14 protein-coding genes and 1 pseudogene are annotated in these 14896 nt (G+C 61.9%); 8 read left to right on the forward strand and 7 right to left on the reverse strand.

Translation table 11 applies throughout. The features are described 5' to 3' along the window. The first annotated feature begins 4 nt into the window (after positions 1-4). The 3 genes from Q9295_RS03785 to Q9295_RS03795 all read left to right on the forward strand — a co-directional run bounded on the left by Q9295_RS03785 (position 5) and on the right by Q9295_RS03795 (position 2045). Positions 5-406: a c-type cytochrome gene (locus Q9295_RS03785; RefSeq protein ID WP_306679170.1), complete on the forward strand. Its 402-nt coding sequence runs from the start codon at positions 5-7 to the stop codon at positions 404-406. 110 nt (positions 407-516) lie between these two features. Then, on the forward strand, positions 517-1053 hold the full coding sequence (locus Q9295_RS03790; RefSeq protein ID WP_306679171.1) for a RidA family protein: 537 nt from the start codon (positions 517-519) through the stop codon (positions 1051-1053). A 497-nt stretch (positions 1054-1550) separates the two neighbouring features. Next, on the forward strand, positions 1551-2045 hold the full coding sequence (locus Q9295_RS03795) for a PRC-barrel domain-containing protein (RefSeq protein WP_306679172.1): 495 nt from the start codon (positions 1551-1553) through the stop codon (positions 2043-2045). A gap of 109 nt (positions 2046-2154) precedes the next feature. Here Q9295_RS03795 and aroB read toward each other — a convergent pair whose 3' ends face one another. Next, positions 2155-3261, reverse strand: coding sequence for a 3-dehydroquinate synthase (gene aroB / locus Q9295_RS03800; RefSeq protein ID WP_306679173.1), 1107 nt, complete (start codon positions 3259-3261; stop codon positions 2155-2157). Between the two features lie 2 nt (positions 3262-3263). Further along, a complete protein-coding gene (locus tag Q9295_RS03805; RefSeq protein ID WP_306679174.1) occupies positions 3264-3803 on the reverse strand; it encodes a shikimate kinase in 540 nt (179 codons plus the stop codon). Between the two features lie 184 nt (positions 3804-3987). Here Q9295_RS03805 and Q9295_RS03810 point away from each other — a divergent pair, with 184 nt between their 5' ends. From Q9295_RS03810 to Q9295_RS03825, 4 genes and pseudogenes are all read left to right on the forward strand, one after another. Next, on the forward strand, positions 3988-4122 hold the full coding sequence (locus Q9295_RS03810) for a hypothetical protein (RefSeq protein WP_306679175.1): 135 nt from the start codon (positions 3988-3990) through the stop codon (positions 4120-4122). Then, positions 4112-5734 carry a hypothetical protein gene (locus Q9295_RS03815; protein WP_306679176.1) on the forward strand — a complete coding sequence of 541 codons (1623 nt, stop codon included), beginning with the start codon at positions 4112-4114 and terminating at the stop codon, positions 5732-5734. The genes Q9295_RS03810 and Q9295_RS03815 overlap by 11 nt, the downstream gene beginning before the upstream one ends. Then, positions 5734-6681: a tyrosine recombinase gene (locus Q9295_RS03820; protein ID WP_306679177.1), complete on the forward strand. Its 948-nt coding sequence runs from the start codon at positions 5734-5736 to the stop codon at positions 6679-6681. The genes Q9295_RS03815 and Q9295_RS03820 overlap by 1 nt, the downstream gene beginning before the upstream one ends. 129 nt (positions 6682-6810) lie before the next feature. Beyond that, a pseudogene (locus Q9295_RS03825) lies at positions 6811-7593 on the forward strand (transporter associated domain-containing protein); the annotation flags it as partial. A 48-nt stretch (positions 7594-7641) separates the two neighbouring features. Here the strand turns inward: Q9295_RS03825 and Q9295_RS03830 are convergent. Further along, positions 7642-9213 carry a helicase HerA-like domain-containing protein gene (locus Q9295_RS03830; RefSeq protein WP_306679178.1) on the reverse strand — a complete coding sequence of 524 codons (1572 nt, stop codon included), beginning with the start codon at positions 9211-9213 and terminating at the stop codon, positions 7642-7644. 471 nt (positions 9214-9684) lie between these two features. Here Q9295_RS03830 and Q9295_RS03835 point away from each other — a divergent pair, with 471 nt between their 5' ends. Continuing rightward, entirely contained in the window at positions 9685-10371 is a 687-nt protein-coding gene (locus Q9295_RS03835; RefSeq protein WP_306679179.1) for an invasion associated locus B family protein, read from the forward strand. A gap of 53 nt (positions 10372-10424) precedes the next feature. Here Q9295_RS03835 and Q9295_RS03840 read toward each other — a convergent pair whose 3' ends face one another. From Q9295_RS03840 to Q9295_RS03855, 4 genes are read right to left on the reverse strand one after another with little or no spacing between them, the layout of a single operon-like run. Continuing rightward, on the reverse strand, positions 10425-11624 hold the full coding sequence (locus Q9295_RS03840) for a beta-ketoacyl-[acyl-carrier-protein] synthase family protein (RefSeq protein WP_306679180.1): 1200 nt from the start codon (positions 11622-11624) through the stop codon (positions 10425-10427). Position 11625: 1 nt separating this feature from the next. Further along, positions 11626-11886: an acyl carrier protein gene (locus Q9295_RS03845; RefSeq protein WP_306679181.1), complete on the reverse strand. Its 261-nt coding sequence runs from the start codon at positions 11884-11886 to the stop codon at positions 11626-11628. 3 nt (positions 11887-11889) lie between these two features. Then, the gene (gene lpxD, locus Q9295_RS03850) at positions 11890-12966 is read right to left on the reverse strand and encodes a UDP-3-O-(3-hydroxymyristoyl)glucosamine N-acyltransferase (RefSeq protein WP_306679182.1); all 1077 of its coding nucleotides are present in this window, start codon (positions 12964-12966) and stop codon (positions 11890-11892) included. A 36-nt stretch (positions 12967-13002) separates the two neighbouring features. After that, positions 13003-14643, reverse strand: coding sequence for a L,D-transpeptidase family protein (locus Q9295_RS03855; RefSeq protein WP_306679183.1), 1641 nt, complete (start codon positions 14641-14643; stop codon positions 13003-13005). Positions 14644-14896 lie beyond the last annotated feature (253 nt).

Raw genomic sequence — 14896 nt, forward strand, 5'->3', positions numbered from 1 at the left:
CACCATGAAACTCAAATTCTTCACCGTCGTCTTAACCGTTGGCCTCATGTCGCAAAGCGCCGCTTTCGGGCAAGACTTTGTGCAAAGCGGCACCGCGCCCACGCTTCCGCAGCGCGAAGGCAAAGAGATCTACAATGCGATTTGCTCGGGCTGCCATATGCCGGATGGTGTGGGTGCGGTCGGTGCGGCGGCCTATCCGCCGCTTGCAAAAAGCGACTTTGTGGGCAGCAAGGAAGCAACCGCGCAATGGGTGATCAAAGGCTATAAGGCGATGCCCCCCTTGGGCGATGTTATGGATGACGAGCAGATCGCCGCAGTGGTGAACTATGTGCGGACCAATCTCGGCAATGCCTACGACGACGAAGAGCTGACAGCGGCAGAAGTCGCTGACATCCGCACTTGGTAACCTGTCGTCCCTGATACGAGGCTTCACCGAGGCTTCAAAGCGCGCGCAGCGTCACTGCGCGCGTCCCCTCTCTCGGCTCTGTTATAGTATAGTTGATAAGGACAAGATCCATGCGGAAAACTCTGGCACTGGCAGCGATGGTCGCTTCCCTCCCCGTCCTGGCTTTCCCGGCTTTGGCCGAAGGCGTCGTGCGGCACAAAACGCCGGGCTCGGATTTCCCGATTGCCCGTGCGGTGGAGGTTCCCGGTGGCAGCACCACGGTCTACCTCAGCGGGGTTGTGCCCGCGGTTGCCAAAGCGGATGCCGATCCCGCCACAGCCGAGGCTTGGGGCGACACCAAAACCCAGACCATTTCTGTGCTCACCACCATTGAGGCCACTTTGAAGGACCTCGACCTTACGATGGGGGATGTGGTGAAGATGCAGGTCTTTTTGGTCGCCCCCGATGGTCAACCGGCAGATTTCTCGGGCTTCATGGAGGGATATACCCAGTTCTTCGGCACCGAAGCTCAACCCAACCTGCCCTCTCGCTCTGCCATGATCGTGGATGCCTTGGTCCATCCGCAATGGCTGGTGGAGATTGAGGTGACCGCCGTGCGTCCGAGTGTGACACCTGCCGCCGAGGCTGAGAGCCCTGCGCAAAACTAAAGCGCGGCTCGGGGTGAATTGGCCCCAAAGATTGCCTCGCTGCGGCTGGGTGACACAGGCTTAAGCGCGACTGTAATCAAATATCCGCAGCTCGCCCCGCGCGCGCTGCGGATTGTCTTTTGTAGCCCCCTTGGGTGCGTTTGCCGGAGCAAAGTGCCACCTGTGTAAACTGGCAGTGGCATCATTGGGGCCTTTAGCACGCGGGCCGCGAGGCATAGGGGCAAGGCTTCGGCGACGCCTTGTAAGAGCCTCCAGCGCTATTGGGTCGCCTTGCTCAGGCCAAAAGGAGGCCGCGCACAATCGCTATGAGGCGCGTATGTTCCCAGACGGATGCCAGGGATTGCCCGGCTGCGCATGGTTTCGCTGATGCAAATGCCGTCAATCGGCAAGAACTTTCCGCCATAGCCAAGGACGCAACTCACAGCGGAACGATCGCCACGCCGTCGGGTTTGCTTTCCACGAAGGGTAACTCAGTTGCTCATTATGTGGAGTTGAACATGCGTAAGTATACCGTTTCCGCGATCGCACTGACTGGTGTCATGGCCCTGGGTCTGCCGGCCTTTGCCCAAGAGGCAACCCCTGCCCCTGCGGCGCCCGCCGTCGAAGCAACCGAGGCGCCGGTAACCACCGAGGCTCCTGCCACCACGGCTCCTGCCGCGACCGCAGGTGATCCCGCTGTCACCATCGTCGCCCCCGAGGGCTACAGCATGGCTGATTTCGCCACCGTGACCGCCGATCAGCTGAAAGGCGTGAATCTCTATGACGCCGAGGGCAATGATGTCGCTGAGATCGCCGATGTGGTGATTGGCGCCGACAATAAGGTGACTGGCATCATCACCGATGTGGGTGGCTTCCTTGGGATGGGCGAACACCGCGTCTCGCTGAACCCCGATCAGGTCCATATCTACAAAAACACCGATGGTGACATGCGCGCCTATGTGCCGATGACCAAAGACGCGTTGAAGGCCCTCCCGGCCTATGTGGCGCCGTAACGGCTTGCCCGCCGCTAAAGCGATGGCCCTTTCATGGCCGCCCCTTTAGCGCAGAACGCCCCCGGATACTCCGGGGGCGTTTTTGCATGTTGTCGTGGGGGATCTGGCCTTAGGCCATCGCGTCTTGCAAAAGCCGCAAGACTTGGTCGCGCGGCACATCTTCGGCCACAAAGGCTTGACCGATCCCGCGCGCCAAGATGAAGCGCAACTGGCCGTCGATGACCTTTTTGTCTTGCCCCATCAGCTCGAGCAAAGCCTCTGGGCCCGGCAGATCTCCGGGGATGTCGCGGATATCCACCTTGGTGCCCATAGCACGCAGATGCGCGCGCAGCCGGCTTGGGTCTTCTTGCGAGCAAAGCCCAAGACGGGCCGAAAGCTCAAAGGCCAAAGCACAGCCGATCGCCACGCCCTCACCATGTAAGAGCCGATCAGAGTAACCGGTGGCCTTCTCCAGCGCATGGCAGAAGGTATGGCCAAGGTTCAAAAGCGCGCGCTCGCCCTCTTCCGTCTCATCCCGTGCGACGATCCCGGCCTTCATCTCAACCGAGCGGGTGACAGCGCGCAGCCGTGCCGCCGCATCGCCTGCGGCCAAGGCCGGGCCTTCCGCTTCAAGCCAGTCGAAGAAGGCGGCATCGCCCAGAAGCCCGTATTTCATCACCTCGCCATAACCGGCCAGAAAATCGCGCGGTGGCAAGGTTTGCAGCACGTCAATATCTGCCAGCACAAGGCTTGGTTGATGGAAGGCGCCGACAAGGTTCTTGCCCTGCGCGGTGTTGATGCCGGTCTTGCCACCGACGGAGCTGTCGACTTGCGCCAGCAGCGAGGTAGGGATTTGAACAAAGCGCACCCCACGCCGCAAAACGGCGGCGGCAAAGCCCACGAGATCGCCAATCACCCCGCCGCCAAGCGCCACCACCACATCGCGCCGCTCGACCTTTTGCTCCAAGAGCCATTCGACACATTGCGAGAAATATTGCCAGCTTTTCGTCGCTTCACCGGGCGGCAAGCTCAGCGCCGACACCGCGATGCCTTGGGCCTCCAAAGCCGCCGTCAGCGCTGGCAGATGCAAAGCCGCGACGGTCGCATCGCTGACCACAACCACGCGCTTGCGGCGCAGCAAGGGCGCGATCTCGGCTCCGGCGCGCGCGATCAGCCCCGACCCAATGCGCACGTCATAGGCACGCGCGCCAAGTTCCACCCGTACCCTATTGGTCATCGTCACGCCTCTTCCATCACGTCTGAGCGGCTGCGCAGGGCCTGCGCCACGCGTTCTGCCATCTCCTCGACCGAGTATTCCGGGGTCGAATCCACCACAAGATCGGCCAGCTCATAGAAAGGCTGCCGCGCGTGATAAAGCTCGGTCAGGGTCTGGCGAGGATTGGCGGTGCGCAACAATGGCCGGGTGTTCTTGTGCCGCACCCGGCTCCACAACAGATCGAGATCCGCGCGCAGCCAGACCGAGACGCCAAACTCGCGGATCTGATCGCGGTTGCGCTCGGCCAAGAAGGCGCCGCCGCCGGTCGAAAGCACCGCCGGCGCGCTGCGCAACAGACGGCCAATCACCTCATATTCGCGGTCACGAAAGAAGGCTTCACCGTCGCGCTGAAAGATCTCGGCAATGCTGCGATCGGCGGCGCGGGTGATTTCCTCATCCGAATCCAGCACCTCGACATTCAGAAGGCGCGCAAGCGCCGTCCCGACGGCAGTTTTGCCCGCCCCCATCATGCCCACCAACACCACGGTCTTTTTGAGCCGCATCCTTAATCCTTGTCACAACTGCCACGCGGCGATCAGGCGCGCCACGCGCGGTAAATTTCTCCCTGAATGGCGTGAAGTCAGCCAGAAAGCCATATATATTCCGCACAAGGCCTCTGTTGCATTCCAGCAAGCACTGGTGCAGGCAAGGCCAAAGCAGAACCGATAAAAACAAGGAAACGGGCACATGGGGCGCATCATCAAGGCAGTTTTTATTCTCGCCGTGCTTGGGTTTGTGGCCCTCACCGGCTATGCCTATCTGGGGGATCTGCGCCCCGAGCAGGTGGAGATACGCAAACCCGTGGTGCTTGATGCGGATTGAACCGGGGTTTTGGCTGAGCGGAAGCTTCGCTTTGGCGATGGTCTGCACGCCCGCAGGCGCGCAGCGCGGGGATCCGCTTTCGGCCATTGATTGGCTGTCGCAATCGGTGACCACCCCTGCCAAGGGGACGGTATCCGCTGCACCTAAAGGCCGGCTCAGCGCGCCTCCTGTCGAATCTGGTGCCGCCCGTGCGCCCGAGCGCAATCCCAATGAGCCGCCTGTCAGTAGGTCCGGCGCTTTGCCCGTGGCCGTGGCCACGACCTCACTGGATGGGCCGACGCCGGATGCGGTGGGGCTGATCTCGCCTGCGGTCTCGGGGTTTCCTAAGCGCATCTGGGGCGTTGGACTGACGGTCGAGGTGGCGCAAGCCGTCACCCGCGACCGCATGGACAGCCTGCCGCAACAGCGCCAGCTGCTTTTGACCCTCCTTTTGGCAGAAGCCGCCGCGCCCATCGACAGCGGCGGCAAGGGCGTTCTCTTGCAAGCCCGCGTTGATAAACTGTTGCAGCTTGGCGCTTTGGAACAAGCGGCAGCGTTGATCGAACTGGCCGACCAAGCCCAATCGCCCGACCTCTTTCGCCGTGCCTTTGACGTGGCTTTGCTGACCGGCCATGAAGACCGCGCTTGCGAGCGGATGATGCAAAACCCAAGCCTTGCGCCCACGCTGCAAGGACGGGTCTTCTGCCTGGCCCGCAGCGGCGAATGGGACGCCGCCGCCGTCACCTTGCAAACCGCCGAGGCTCTGGGCCAGGTCGATCATGACCAAGCTGGATTGATGGGCCGCTTCCTTGACCCCGACCTTTATGAAGGTGAGCCGGTTCCGCGCCCGCCAATGCCGGTCACGCCTTTGGATTGGAAAATGTTTGAAGGCATCGGTGAGCCGCTTTCGACGGCCAACTTGCCGGTGGCTTTTGCCTATGCCGAGATCAACCCCAATTTCGGCTGGAAAGCCCAGATCGAGGCGGCCGAGCGGCTGACGGCCGCTGGCACCATCGCCCCCAATGTGATCTTGGGGCTTTACACCGAACGCAGCCCTTCCGCTTCGGGCGGGGTGTGGGAGCGAGTTGCGGCCTTCCAAGACTTCGACAATGCCTTTGGCGCGCAAGATCGGGACAAGATTGAGCAAAGCCTGCCGGTGGTCTGGGCCCGCATGCAAGAGGTTGAGCTGGAGGTGGCCTTTGCCATGCTCTACGGCCCTGCCCTTGCCGCAATGGACCTACCCGGCGAGGCAGGCGAGATCGCCTTCCGCATTGGGCTGCTCTCTCCTGACTATCAGGCCGTGGCGCGCAACCATCAACCGCATGACGCGCATGAGGCTTTCTTGATCGCGCTTGCCTTGGGCGAGCTGCAAGGCGTTGTGCCGCCGGACCGGCTTGCCCGTGCGATTGCGCCCGCATTTACAACCCCCCAGCCTTCGGCCAATGCGCAAGCACTTTTGGACGGTGACCGGCTGGGCGAGGCGATCTTGGCGGCGATTGACGAGATTTCCGATGGGGTGCAGGGCAATCTGCGCGGCGTCACTGAAGGGCTGTCGTTGTTTCGCAAAGTGCAGCTTGAAGAAACCGCTCGACGCACGGCTTTAGAGCTGATGCTTTTGGAGCGGCGCGGCTGATGGCTGCGACGCCTCCACCTCAGGCCGCGCGGTGGATTTCGACTTTCCTTGCCGCGATTGCCGCTGACTCTGACGCAAGCCGTAACACGCAGCTGGCCTATGGCCGCGATCTTTTGGACTTCTCAACTTGGGCAGAGGGCCGCGGGCTTGAGCTTACCACCCTGCCGCGCGAGGCCGTTGAGGACTACCTTGTCTATTGCGACGCGCAGGGGCTTTCCAAATCCACCCGTGCCCGGCGGCTTTCTTCGATCCGCCAGCTCTTCCGCTTTGCCTTTGATGAGGGTTGGCGGGCTGACAACCCCGCTCTGCGGATCGGCGGTCCGGGGCGGCAACAAAGCCTGCCGGGCACGCTTTCGGAAGATCAGGTCAAAGCGCTTCTTGACGCCGCCTCGCGCTATGGCCGCACCCCGCCTGAACGGCTGCGCGCTTTGGCGATGGTTGAACTGCTCTACGCCACCGGTCTGCGGGTGAGCGAGCTATGCACCCTGCCCCAAGCCTCGGTCCGGGGCGATCCTCGGATGATGCTGGTGCGCGGCAAGGGCAACAAAGAACGGCTGGTGCCGCTTTCCGCCCCGGCGCGCGAGGCGGTGAACGCATGGCTTGGCCATCTTGATGCCGAGGCCACAAGGCTGCGAACTGAGGGCAAGCCGGTGCCGAAATACCTCTTTCCGTCCAAGGGCAAAGAAGGATTTTGGACGCGCCAGCAGGTGTTTCTGACCCTGAAGAACATTGCCGCTTTGGCCGGAATCGACCCGGCGCTGGTCACCCCGCACCGCCTTCGCCATGCCTTTGCCACCCATCTTTTGGCGCATGGTGCCGATTTGATGGTGATCCAGACCCTCCTTGGCCATGCCGATGTCGCCACCACCGAGATCTACACCCATGTGCTGGATGAGCATCTTAAAGAGCTTGTCCTGACCCATCACCCGCTTGCGCGCAAAAGCTGACCCTAAAGGCTGCCCATGACCTCTTATGCTGTGCCGCTTTTGTCGGTTCTTTTGCTTGCAAGCCTTACCGCTCTGCTCTGGACCAACCGCGACCGGCTGCACCGCGAGGCCCGTGATGGCGTAAGCCTGCGCCAGGATATCGCCGGTGCGATCGCCTTGGGCCATTCCGGCGGGGCAATGCAGAAAGACGACCGTGACCGGATGCTGGCCGCGCTTGAGCTGCAAGGGCGCACCGTCGAAGAGATCATGCGCCACCGCCAGCATATCGAGATGATCGACGCCGATCTGCCGCCTGACCGGATCCTGACGCAAGTGCTGGCCTCCCGCTACACCCGCTTGCCGATCTTCCGCGACAGTGATGACACGATCCTTGGCGTGCTGCATGCCAAAGATCTTTTGCGCGCCGTTGACCCTTTGCTGCGCGGCCCCGATGCACCAGCGGATGGGCTTGCCTCGCTCGACATCCTCAAAGTCGCGATGAAGCCCTATTTCATCCCCGAGACCACCAGTCTCGATGAGCAGATGCGTGCCTTCCTTGAACGGCGCACGCATTTTGCACTGGTGGTGGACGAATATGGCACCCTGCAGGGCCTGATCACGCTGGAAGATATCTTGGAAGAGATCGTCGGCGAGATCACCGATGAGTTTGACCTTGTCTCCCGCGATGCCGGGCTGAAGCGCGGCGAGGATGGCAGCTATGAGGTCGACGGCGCGATGACGATCCGCGATCTCAACCGGGCGATGGATTGGTCTTTGCCCGATGATGAGGTGCATACGATCGCCGGTCTGGTGATCCATGAGGCGCAGATGATCCCGACCGAAGGTCAGGTCTTCATCTTCCACGGCTTCCGCTTTGCCGTGCTGACACGGCGCGAAAACCGTATCACCAAGCTGAAGATGCGGCCGCTTTGAACCTGTAGCGCAAAAGGCCGACCCCGCGATGGGATCGGCCGCTTGGCCTTAGCGTTTGCCGAAGATCGTGCCCAAGACACCGCGCACCAAGGCTTGGCCGCCTTTGGTGCCCAATTGCCGGGCGAAGGATTTGGCAAAAGTCTCGGTGATCGAATCCGACTGCCGCGCGCGGCTGCGCGGCTTCGGGGCCTGCTCAGCCTCGGCCCTGCTGTAACCTTTGCCGTCATAGCGGCGGGCTTGGCGGAACTCTCGTGCATCGAGTTGCAACCCGCCACCCGCAGGCGGTGCGGGCGGCTCCTCGGCGGCCTGAGCGGCGGCCTCTTCACGACGGCGGAGCATCTCATAGGCGCTGTCGCGGTCGATCGCCGTGTCATATTTCCCCGCCACCGGAGAATTGGCCAAGCTGGCCGCCCGTGCGGTTTCTTCGCAAGGGCCAAGGCGGCTGAAGGGCGGACGCACCAAGGTGCGCTCGGCGATGCCGGGAATGCCTTTGGCCTCAAGGAACGAGGTCACCGCCTCGCCGGTGCCAACGTCGCGGATCGCATCTTCAATGGCGAAGCGCGGGTTCGGCCGGTAGTTCTGCGCTGCCATGCGCAGATCCTTTTGGTCCTTGGCGGTGAAGGCGCGCAAAGCATGCTGCACGCGATTGCCCAATTGGCCAAGAATCGTATCGGGCACATCGCCGGGGTTTTGGGTGATGAAATAAACCCCAACGCCCTTTGAGCGGATCAGCCGTGCGACCTGTTCCACCTTTTGCACCAAGATCTTAGGCGCATCTTGGAAGAGGAGATGCGCCTCGTCAAAGAAGAACACGAGCTTGGGTTTATCCGGATCGCCCACCTCGGGCAGCGTCTCGAAAAGCTCGGACAGCAGCCACAGAAGGAAGGTCGCGTAAAGCCGCGGTGAATGCATCAGCTTGTCGGCGGCCAAGACGTTGATCCGGCCCGCGCCCGAGGCATCCTGCAGCATCAGATCCGCGAGATCCAAAGCCGGCTCGCCAAAAAGCCGCGCCCCGCCTTGGTTTTCCAGCACCAAAAGCCGGCGCTGAATCGCACCGATCGATTCTTTGCTCGAAAGCCCATAACGGCTGGAGACCGCGTCGTTATTATCGGCAATGAACGTCAGCAGCGCTTGCAGGTCTTTCAGATCCAACAGCGGCAGTCGCTCATCATCCGAGAGCCGGAAGGCCACGTTCAACACGCCCTCTTGCGCGTCTGAAAGCTCCAAAAGGCGGCTGAGGAGCAACGGGCCCATCTCGGCCACGGTGGTGCGGATCGGATGGCCCTTCTCGCCGTAAAGGTCCCAAAAAGTGACCGGAAAGGCGCGGTATTGCAGATCAAGCCCGATGGTCTCAGCGCGCGACATAAAGCTGCCATGCGTCTTGGCGCTGGCGTCGCCTGGCTGGCAAAGGCCCGAGAGATCGCCCTTCACATCCGACAGAAATACCGGCACCCCAGCGGCCGAAAAACCTTCGGCAAGCACTTGCAGAGTCACAGTTTTACCTGTGCCGGTGGCACCTGCGATCAGCCCGTGCCGGTTGCCATATTTCAGCAAAAGCTGCTGCGGCGCGCCGTAACCCTCGCCACCGCCGCCCACGAAAATTGCTGTGTCTTCGCTCACCTAAACCCCCTGACTGAACGCGATTTGCCAAAGGACCAGCCCCGGCGTCGCGCCCTAGACTATCCGCTTCAGCCGCAGCTGCCATCCCGAACTTCGCTTGATCTGCCTGACAGCTCTGGCACCGGTTAGAGGTCGCCAAGGTCCCGCAGGCGCCGCGTGTTGCCCCTGATTTTGTTGAAATACACGAGATAAGAAACTCGTTGACGCATTGTAAAAAGCACAATAGCGTCACCTTTATTAAGTCGGCCAGTCCGACAGGGAGCAAAGAATGACGCATAAAGGGCCGGCAACTCCGGCCCTTTATATTTTTGCCCACCCCATGCTTGGCCATTGAGGCTGTAGCTTCTGCGATCAGCCTCGCGCTTTTATGACCTGACAGCGCAAATGCGCCATGCTACCTAACCGCCAACCCGGTCAGCCGCGCTTTCCGCGCCAACCGTGGCCGTCTTTCGTCCGTTCAAAGGATCAAGCATGACCAGGACCAAATTCCATTTTTCCGCTTTGGCCTTTTCTTTGTCGCTGGGGCTTGGCCTGCCAGCTTTCGCCCAAGAGGCCGCCCCTGCTGAGGCGCCTGCTGTTGTTGTAGATGGTGCCTCGAATGATGGCCTGTCGATGGGGGCTGCTGTTGGCGGTGGCGCACCGGCGGTGGGTGACAATTACGTCGCCGCTAAATTTGAGGGCTGGGACCAGCGCTGCGTGAAAACCGGAGCCGCTGCAGATCCTTGCCAGCTCTATCTGCTCTTGAAGGATGAGACCGGCCAGTCCGTGGCCGAGCTGTCGTTCTTCAACCTGCCCGAAGGCGGCCAAGGTCCGGCTGTTGCCGGCGCGACCTTCATCGCTCCGCTTGAAACCCTGCTGGGTGCTGGCGTGACGATCCAAGTCGACAGCAACACACCGCGCGCCTATCCCTTCACCTTCTGCGCCAGCATCGGCTGCGTCGCCCGTCTGGGCTTCACCGCCGAAGAAGTGGCGATGTTCAAAAAAGGCAACAATGCCGTGCTGAGCATCATCCCGGTCGTCGCACCTGACCAGAAAGTCTCGCTGACCGCCTCGCTGAAAGGCTTCACGGCTGGTCTTGATGCTGTGACTGTAGCCAATAAAGCCGCCGATGAGGCCGCGAAAGCCGCTGCTCCGGCCGAGGCACCTGCGGCCGAGTGATCCTTGGATCTTAGACGAAAGCTGCGGCCCCCTTTATGGGGGCTGTTTGCTTTTCAGGGGATGCGTTTCAGCGCCAGGACGGCGTTTAGGCCTCCAAAAGCAAATGAGTTCGACAGCGCCGCCCCGACCGATGCCGCCCGCGCTGCCCCAGTCACGATGTCCACACCAAAATCTGGATCAACTGACTCGCAGCCTAAAGTGGGCGCGATTTGGCCTTTGTGCAGCGCGGCGATTACGGCCAAAAGCTCCAAAGCGCCGGTTGCGCCAATGGCATGGCCATGCGCGGCTTTGGTGGAGCTGACCGCAGGCCCGCTTGCGCCAAAGACTTGGCGCAACGCCGCCGCCTCGGCCCGGTCATTGGCTTGGGTGCCGGTGCCATGCGCATTCACATAAGCCACCTCTTGCGGGGAAAGCCCCGCCTCGCGCAGTGCTGCCTGCATCGCGGCCACGGCCCCCTCGACCGAAGGTGCAACGATATCCGCCGCATCTGCCGTCATGCCAAACCCGGCGATCTCGGCCAATCGCATCGCGCCGCGCGCTTTTGCATGGCCCGCCTCTTCCAGCACGAAGATCGCGGCGCCCTCGCCCATCACCATACCGTTGCGGCGGGCATCAAAGGGGCGGCAACCATCCGGGGAAAGGACCCGCAACCCCTCCCAAGCCTTGAGGCCACCGAAAAGCAACATCGCCTCGGCCCCACCTGCCAACATCACCGGCGCGCGGCCTTCGCGCACCTCGCGGAAGGCCAAACCCAAAGCGTGATTGGCGCTGGCGCAGGCCGAGGAGACCGAGAAGGAGGCGCCGCGCAGCCCGTGCCGGATCGAGATATGCGACGGGGCCGCATTATGCATCAGGCGTGGCACTGTCAGCGGCGGCACGCGGTCGCGCCCCTCGGCATAGACGGCGCGGTAATTGTCTTCCCAAGTGGCAATGCCGCCCGCCGCAGTGCCAAGGATCACCCCCGCCGGGGCCAGTTCATCGCGCGAAAGCCCCGCCATCGCCACCGCCTCATCCGCCGCAGCAATCGCATAGCGGGTGAAGGGATCCCAAAGCGAGGCCTCTCGGGCCGTCATCCCGGCAATGCCCGGCCAGTCGCGGATCTGCGCGCCGATCCGGATGCTGAGACGTTCAACATCGCGAAATTGCAAAGGGCCGATGCCGCTCTGCCCGGCAAGCAAAGCCGCGATCGTGCCCGGCACATCATGCGCCAAGGCGTTGATCGTTCCAGCTCCGGTGATCACAACCCGGCGCATCTTAGCCCTTTGCGGAGACGAGCCGCCGCACCCCCGCCACCACGGAAGCCACAGAGGAAATGTCGAAATCCGTCTGATCCGGGGTGTTGGCGTTGAAGGGCACCGAGATGCCAAACTCTTCTTCGATCACGAAGATCGCCTCGACCATGCCAAGGGAATCGAGCCCAATCGCCGCCGGATCATCCTCAAGACGCAAAGACGAGGGATCAACCAACGCTTGTTGCGCCAAGATCTCGGTCACGCGGCGGGCAAGGTCATCCATGCCCTAGTCTTCCGCGCCACGGTCCAATGCTGAAACCTTCGCCGCCAGACGCGGCAAGCGGCGCAGCGCCTTTTGGATCTCGACATGCGTCTCCATCTTCACCGCCGGATAGCCCAGCAAGACCCGCCCTGCAGGCGCATTGGTGAAGATCTTGGTGCCGCCACCCGCGATCACATCATCGCCGACAAAGATATTGTCATTGACCCCAACCTGCCCGGCCAACACGACGCGGTTGCCGATCTTGGCCGAGCCGGCAATGCCAACCTGCCCGCACAGCAGGCAGTCCTTGCCGACTTGGACGTTGTGGCCCACATGCACCAAATTGTCCAACTTCGTGCCCGAGCCGATCTGCGTGTCGCGGATCGTGCCGCGATCGATGCAGGCATTGGCGCCGATTTCAACGTCATCGCCGATGGTGACAGCCCCAAGCGAATGGATGCGGGTCCAGCTTTGCTGCACAATCTCGGCCCGTGTGCCAAGGGTTTCGCGGATCTCTTCAACACCCGATTTCTCGGGCGTGACGAAAGAGAACCCGTCCGAGCCGATCACGGCCCCTGGCTGGCAGGTGAAGCGATCCCCGATTGTCACCCGCGCGCCGATCCGCGCGCCTTGGAAGATCACCGCATCTGCACCAATCCGGGCGCCCTCGGCAATGGAGACATGCGCGGCGACGCGGGCATTGGCGCCGATCACCACATCGCGCCCGATGGTCACAAAAGGCGCAATCGCGGCGCCCGCGCCGATCTGCGCCGAAGGATCGACCACCGACATTGGGTGGACACCCGGCGCGATATCGGGACCGGGGTCCATCATCCGCGTCAGCCCCGCCATTGCAAGCCGTCCGCGCGGGGCGAAAATTGCCGCCTTCAGACCCAGCCCGCGCCAATCCGCGCCGGGCCAGAGCACCGCCGCTTGGGCTTGGCCCTTGGCGATGCCATCGGCGTAGCGTGGGTCCATCGCCAAGGCCAGTTGATCGGGGCCTGCCGCCTGAGGTTCGGCCGCGCCGGTGACGCGCAGCTCCAGATCGCCCTCGGCCTCGGCTCCCAAAGCCGCTGCGATTTCGCTGATCTTATGGCTCATCCAACCGGCCTCCGGCTTGTCAATCTGCTGTGGTTCTTAGCCTTCTTCGGGCGTCAAAGCCACCCCACCAGAGCTGAGCGCCTCCCAGAGCTTGGCATCGCGGTCATAGACATCGCGGCGATAGCCGATGCGGCCTTTGCCCTCGGGATAGGCGGTGAAATAGACCATATGGATCGGCACCTTTTGGTCCAAACGCACGGTGGTTTCCTTGCCGGTTTTCAGCACGGCAAGGAACTCTTCCTCGGCCGTCTCCGACTGGGTCGAGAACAAAGCATGCGCGAAATCAAAAGGATCGGCGAGCCGGATGCAGCCATGGCTATAGGCGCGCACATCTTCTTTGAAGAGCGACTTTGAGGGCGTGTCATGCAGGTAGATGTTGTATTTATTGGGGAACATGAACTTGACCTTGCCAAGCGCATTCGCATCCCCCGGCGGTTGGCGCATGCTGTAGGGAAAGCTGCGCGCGGTATAGGCCGAGAAGTTGATCGCGCTGCGCGGCACCACCCTCCCCCGACTGTCGATGACCTGCAGATGGCTTACCGCATTGGGGTTGTTCTTCATCAAGGGCAGATATTCCCCAACGGTGATCGAGCGCGGCACACCCCAGCTGGGGTTCACCACCATATGCGCCATCTCATCCGAGAATTCCGGCGTGCGCCGATCCATATCCTGCCGGCCAATGACCGAGCGGGTCATGAAGACCGTCTGCCCGTCTTGCAAAATCTTGGTCGAGTAATCGGGCAGGTTCACCCAGATCATCCGGCCATCGCGCGGAATGTCGAGCCAACGCTCGCGCTCCATGGCCACGACCACCGATTGCAAGCGTTGTGCAGGATCGATGTTGATCTGCGTGATCGTCGCCGGCCCCGCCACACCATCGGCTGGCAGGCCATGCGCCAGTTGGAAGGCCAAGACCGCCGCTTCGATTGTGGGATCATAGCGCGCCGTGGCACTGCGGCCAAGATAACCCAGCGCGACCAGCCGGTCGCGCAGCTGCACAACAGCGGGGCCCATCGCACCCGGTTTCAACGCCTTGGCGGCGACCGGCTCTCCCCAACCGCCATTGGCGATCAGCGTTTCAAGCCGAAGCTTTTCCTTCATCAGCTGCACATAAGCATCTGAAGTCGGAACCAGATCGCGCAAGACCTTTTGTGGATCCTCGCCAGAGATCAGCGTCAAAAGCCAAGCCGGATCTTCAATCTTGATCTCACGCACAATCGTCGTGTCGATCTTCTGGGGCTCTAGCATGCCCGAGGTCAGATCCTTGGCCCAAGTCAGATAAGCCCGGCTCATCGCCGCCTCGATCCGGCCGCGATCGCCCTCGGTGCGCGCAGACTGCAACGCATGGCGCAAGCCCGCCGCGTCATAGCGCGCGGGCGGCAAGCCGTGATCAGCGGCCGTATCCAATGCCGCCAGCAAAGCGGCACGGCGCGGCGCGTCATTCTCACCGGTCCAGATCGGCGCGAAATTATGCAGCCTGTACCAATCGGCCAAAGCCGTATCCGTGCCAGCCGCAGCGGCAAGAGATTGGGTGAATGGGTCCAAACCGGCGATGTCGAAGGATTTCGGCATCTCTTGCGCCGCGGCCATCGGCGAAAAACCGCCCATCGCCGCGATCAGCAAGGCCGGGGCAACACTGCGCAGCATTATCGAGGCCTGCCGCTTGAAACTCATCATCCGCAACTCCTGAAACCTGCTCAAGTTCAAGGCCATGAGGCCGCTTTTCGCCAAGAATTTCGGAAAAAAGGGGCCGTGTCCATTCACATTCCGGCATATCGGCGATGATTGCTTTAGAAGGTAAGGAATTTCTGACTTTCCGTCACTTTGCTCCACTGGCCAGAGACCGCCTGCCCCGGTTTTGGATTCAGCAAATCTTTGCCGATCTGCGATTTAATGCCCTTAATGGCTGCAATCTGCGCTTGGGCTTCAA

This window comes from Pseudogemmobacter lacusdianii, from assembly GCF_030848395.1.
Lineage (GTDB): Bacteria > Pseudomonadota > Alphaproteobacteria > Rhodobacterales > Rhodobacteraceae > Pseudogemmobacter > Pseudogemmobacter lacusdianii.

What these genes read in the sequence shown, in the direction of transcription:
- Q9295_RS03810 (WP_306679175.1), top strand. Translation starts at nt 3,988, where the DNA reads ATGGGGCGCATCATCAAGGCAGTTTTTATTCTCGCCGTGCTTGGGTTT.
- Q9295_RS03820 (WP_306679177.1), top strand. Translation starts at nt 5,734, where the DNA reads ATGGCTGCGACGCCTCCACCTCAGGCCGCGCGGTGGATTTCGACTTTC.
- Q9295_RS03805 (WP_306679174.1), bottom strand. Translation starts at nt 3,803, where the DNA reads ATGCGGCTCAAAAAGACCGTGGTGTTGGTGGGCATGATGGGGGCGGGC.
- Q9295_RS03785 (WP_306679170.1), top strand. Translation starts at nt 5, where the DNA reads ATGAAACTCAAATTCTTCACCGTCGTCTTAACCGTTGGCCTCATGTCG.
- aroB (WP_306679173.1), bottom strand. Translation starts at nt 3,261, where the DNA reads ATGACCAATAGGGTACGGGTGGAACTTGGCGCGCGTGCCTATGACGTG.
- Q9295_RS03855 (WP_306679183.1), bottom strand. Translation starts at nt 14,643, where the DNA reads ATGATGAGTTTCAAGCGGCAGGCCTCGATAATGCTGCGCAGTGTTGCC.
- lpxD (WP_306679182.1), bottom strand. Translation starts at nt 12,966, where the DNA reads ATGAGCCATAAGATCAGCGAAATCGCAGCGGCTTTGGGAGCCGAGGCC.
- Q9295_RS03835 (WP_306679179.1), top strand. Translation starts at nt 9,685, where the DNA reads ATGACCAGGACCAAATTCCATTTTTCCGCTTTGGCCTTTTCTTTGTCG.
- Q9295_RS03790 (WP_306679171.1), top strand. Translation starts at nt 517, where the DNA reads ATGCGGAAAACTCTGGCACTGGCAGCGATGGTCGCTTCCCTCCCCGTC.
- Q9295_RS03815 (WP_306679176.1), top strand. Translation starts at nt 4,112, where the DNA reads ATGCGGATTGAACCGGGGTTTTGGCTGAGCGGAAGCTTCGCTTTGGCG.
- Q9295_RS03795 (WP_306679172.1), top strand. Translation starts at nt 1,551, where the DNA reads ATGCGTAAGTATACCGTTTCCGCGATCGCACTGACTGGTGTCATGGCC.
- Q9295_RS03845 (WP_306679181.1), bottom strand. Translation starts at nt 11,886, where the DNA reads ATGGATGACCTTGCCCGCCGCGTGACCGAGATCTTGGCGCAACAAGCG.
- Q9295_RS03840 (WP_306679180.1), bottom strand. Translation starts at nt 11,624, where the DNA reads ATGCGCCGGGTTGTGATCACCGGAGCTGGAACGATCAACGCCTTGGCG.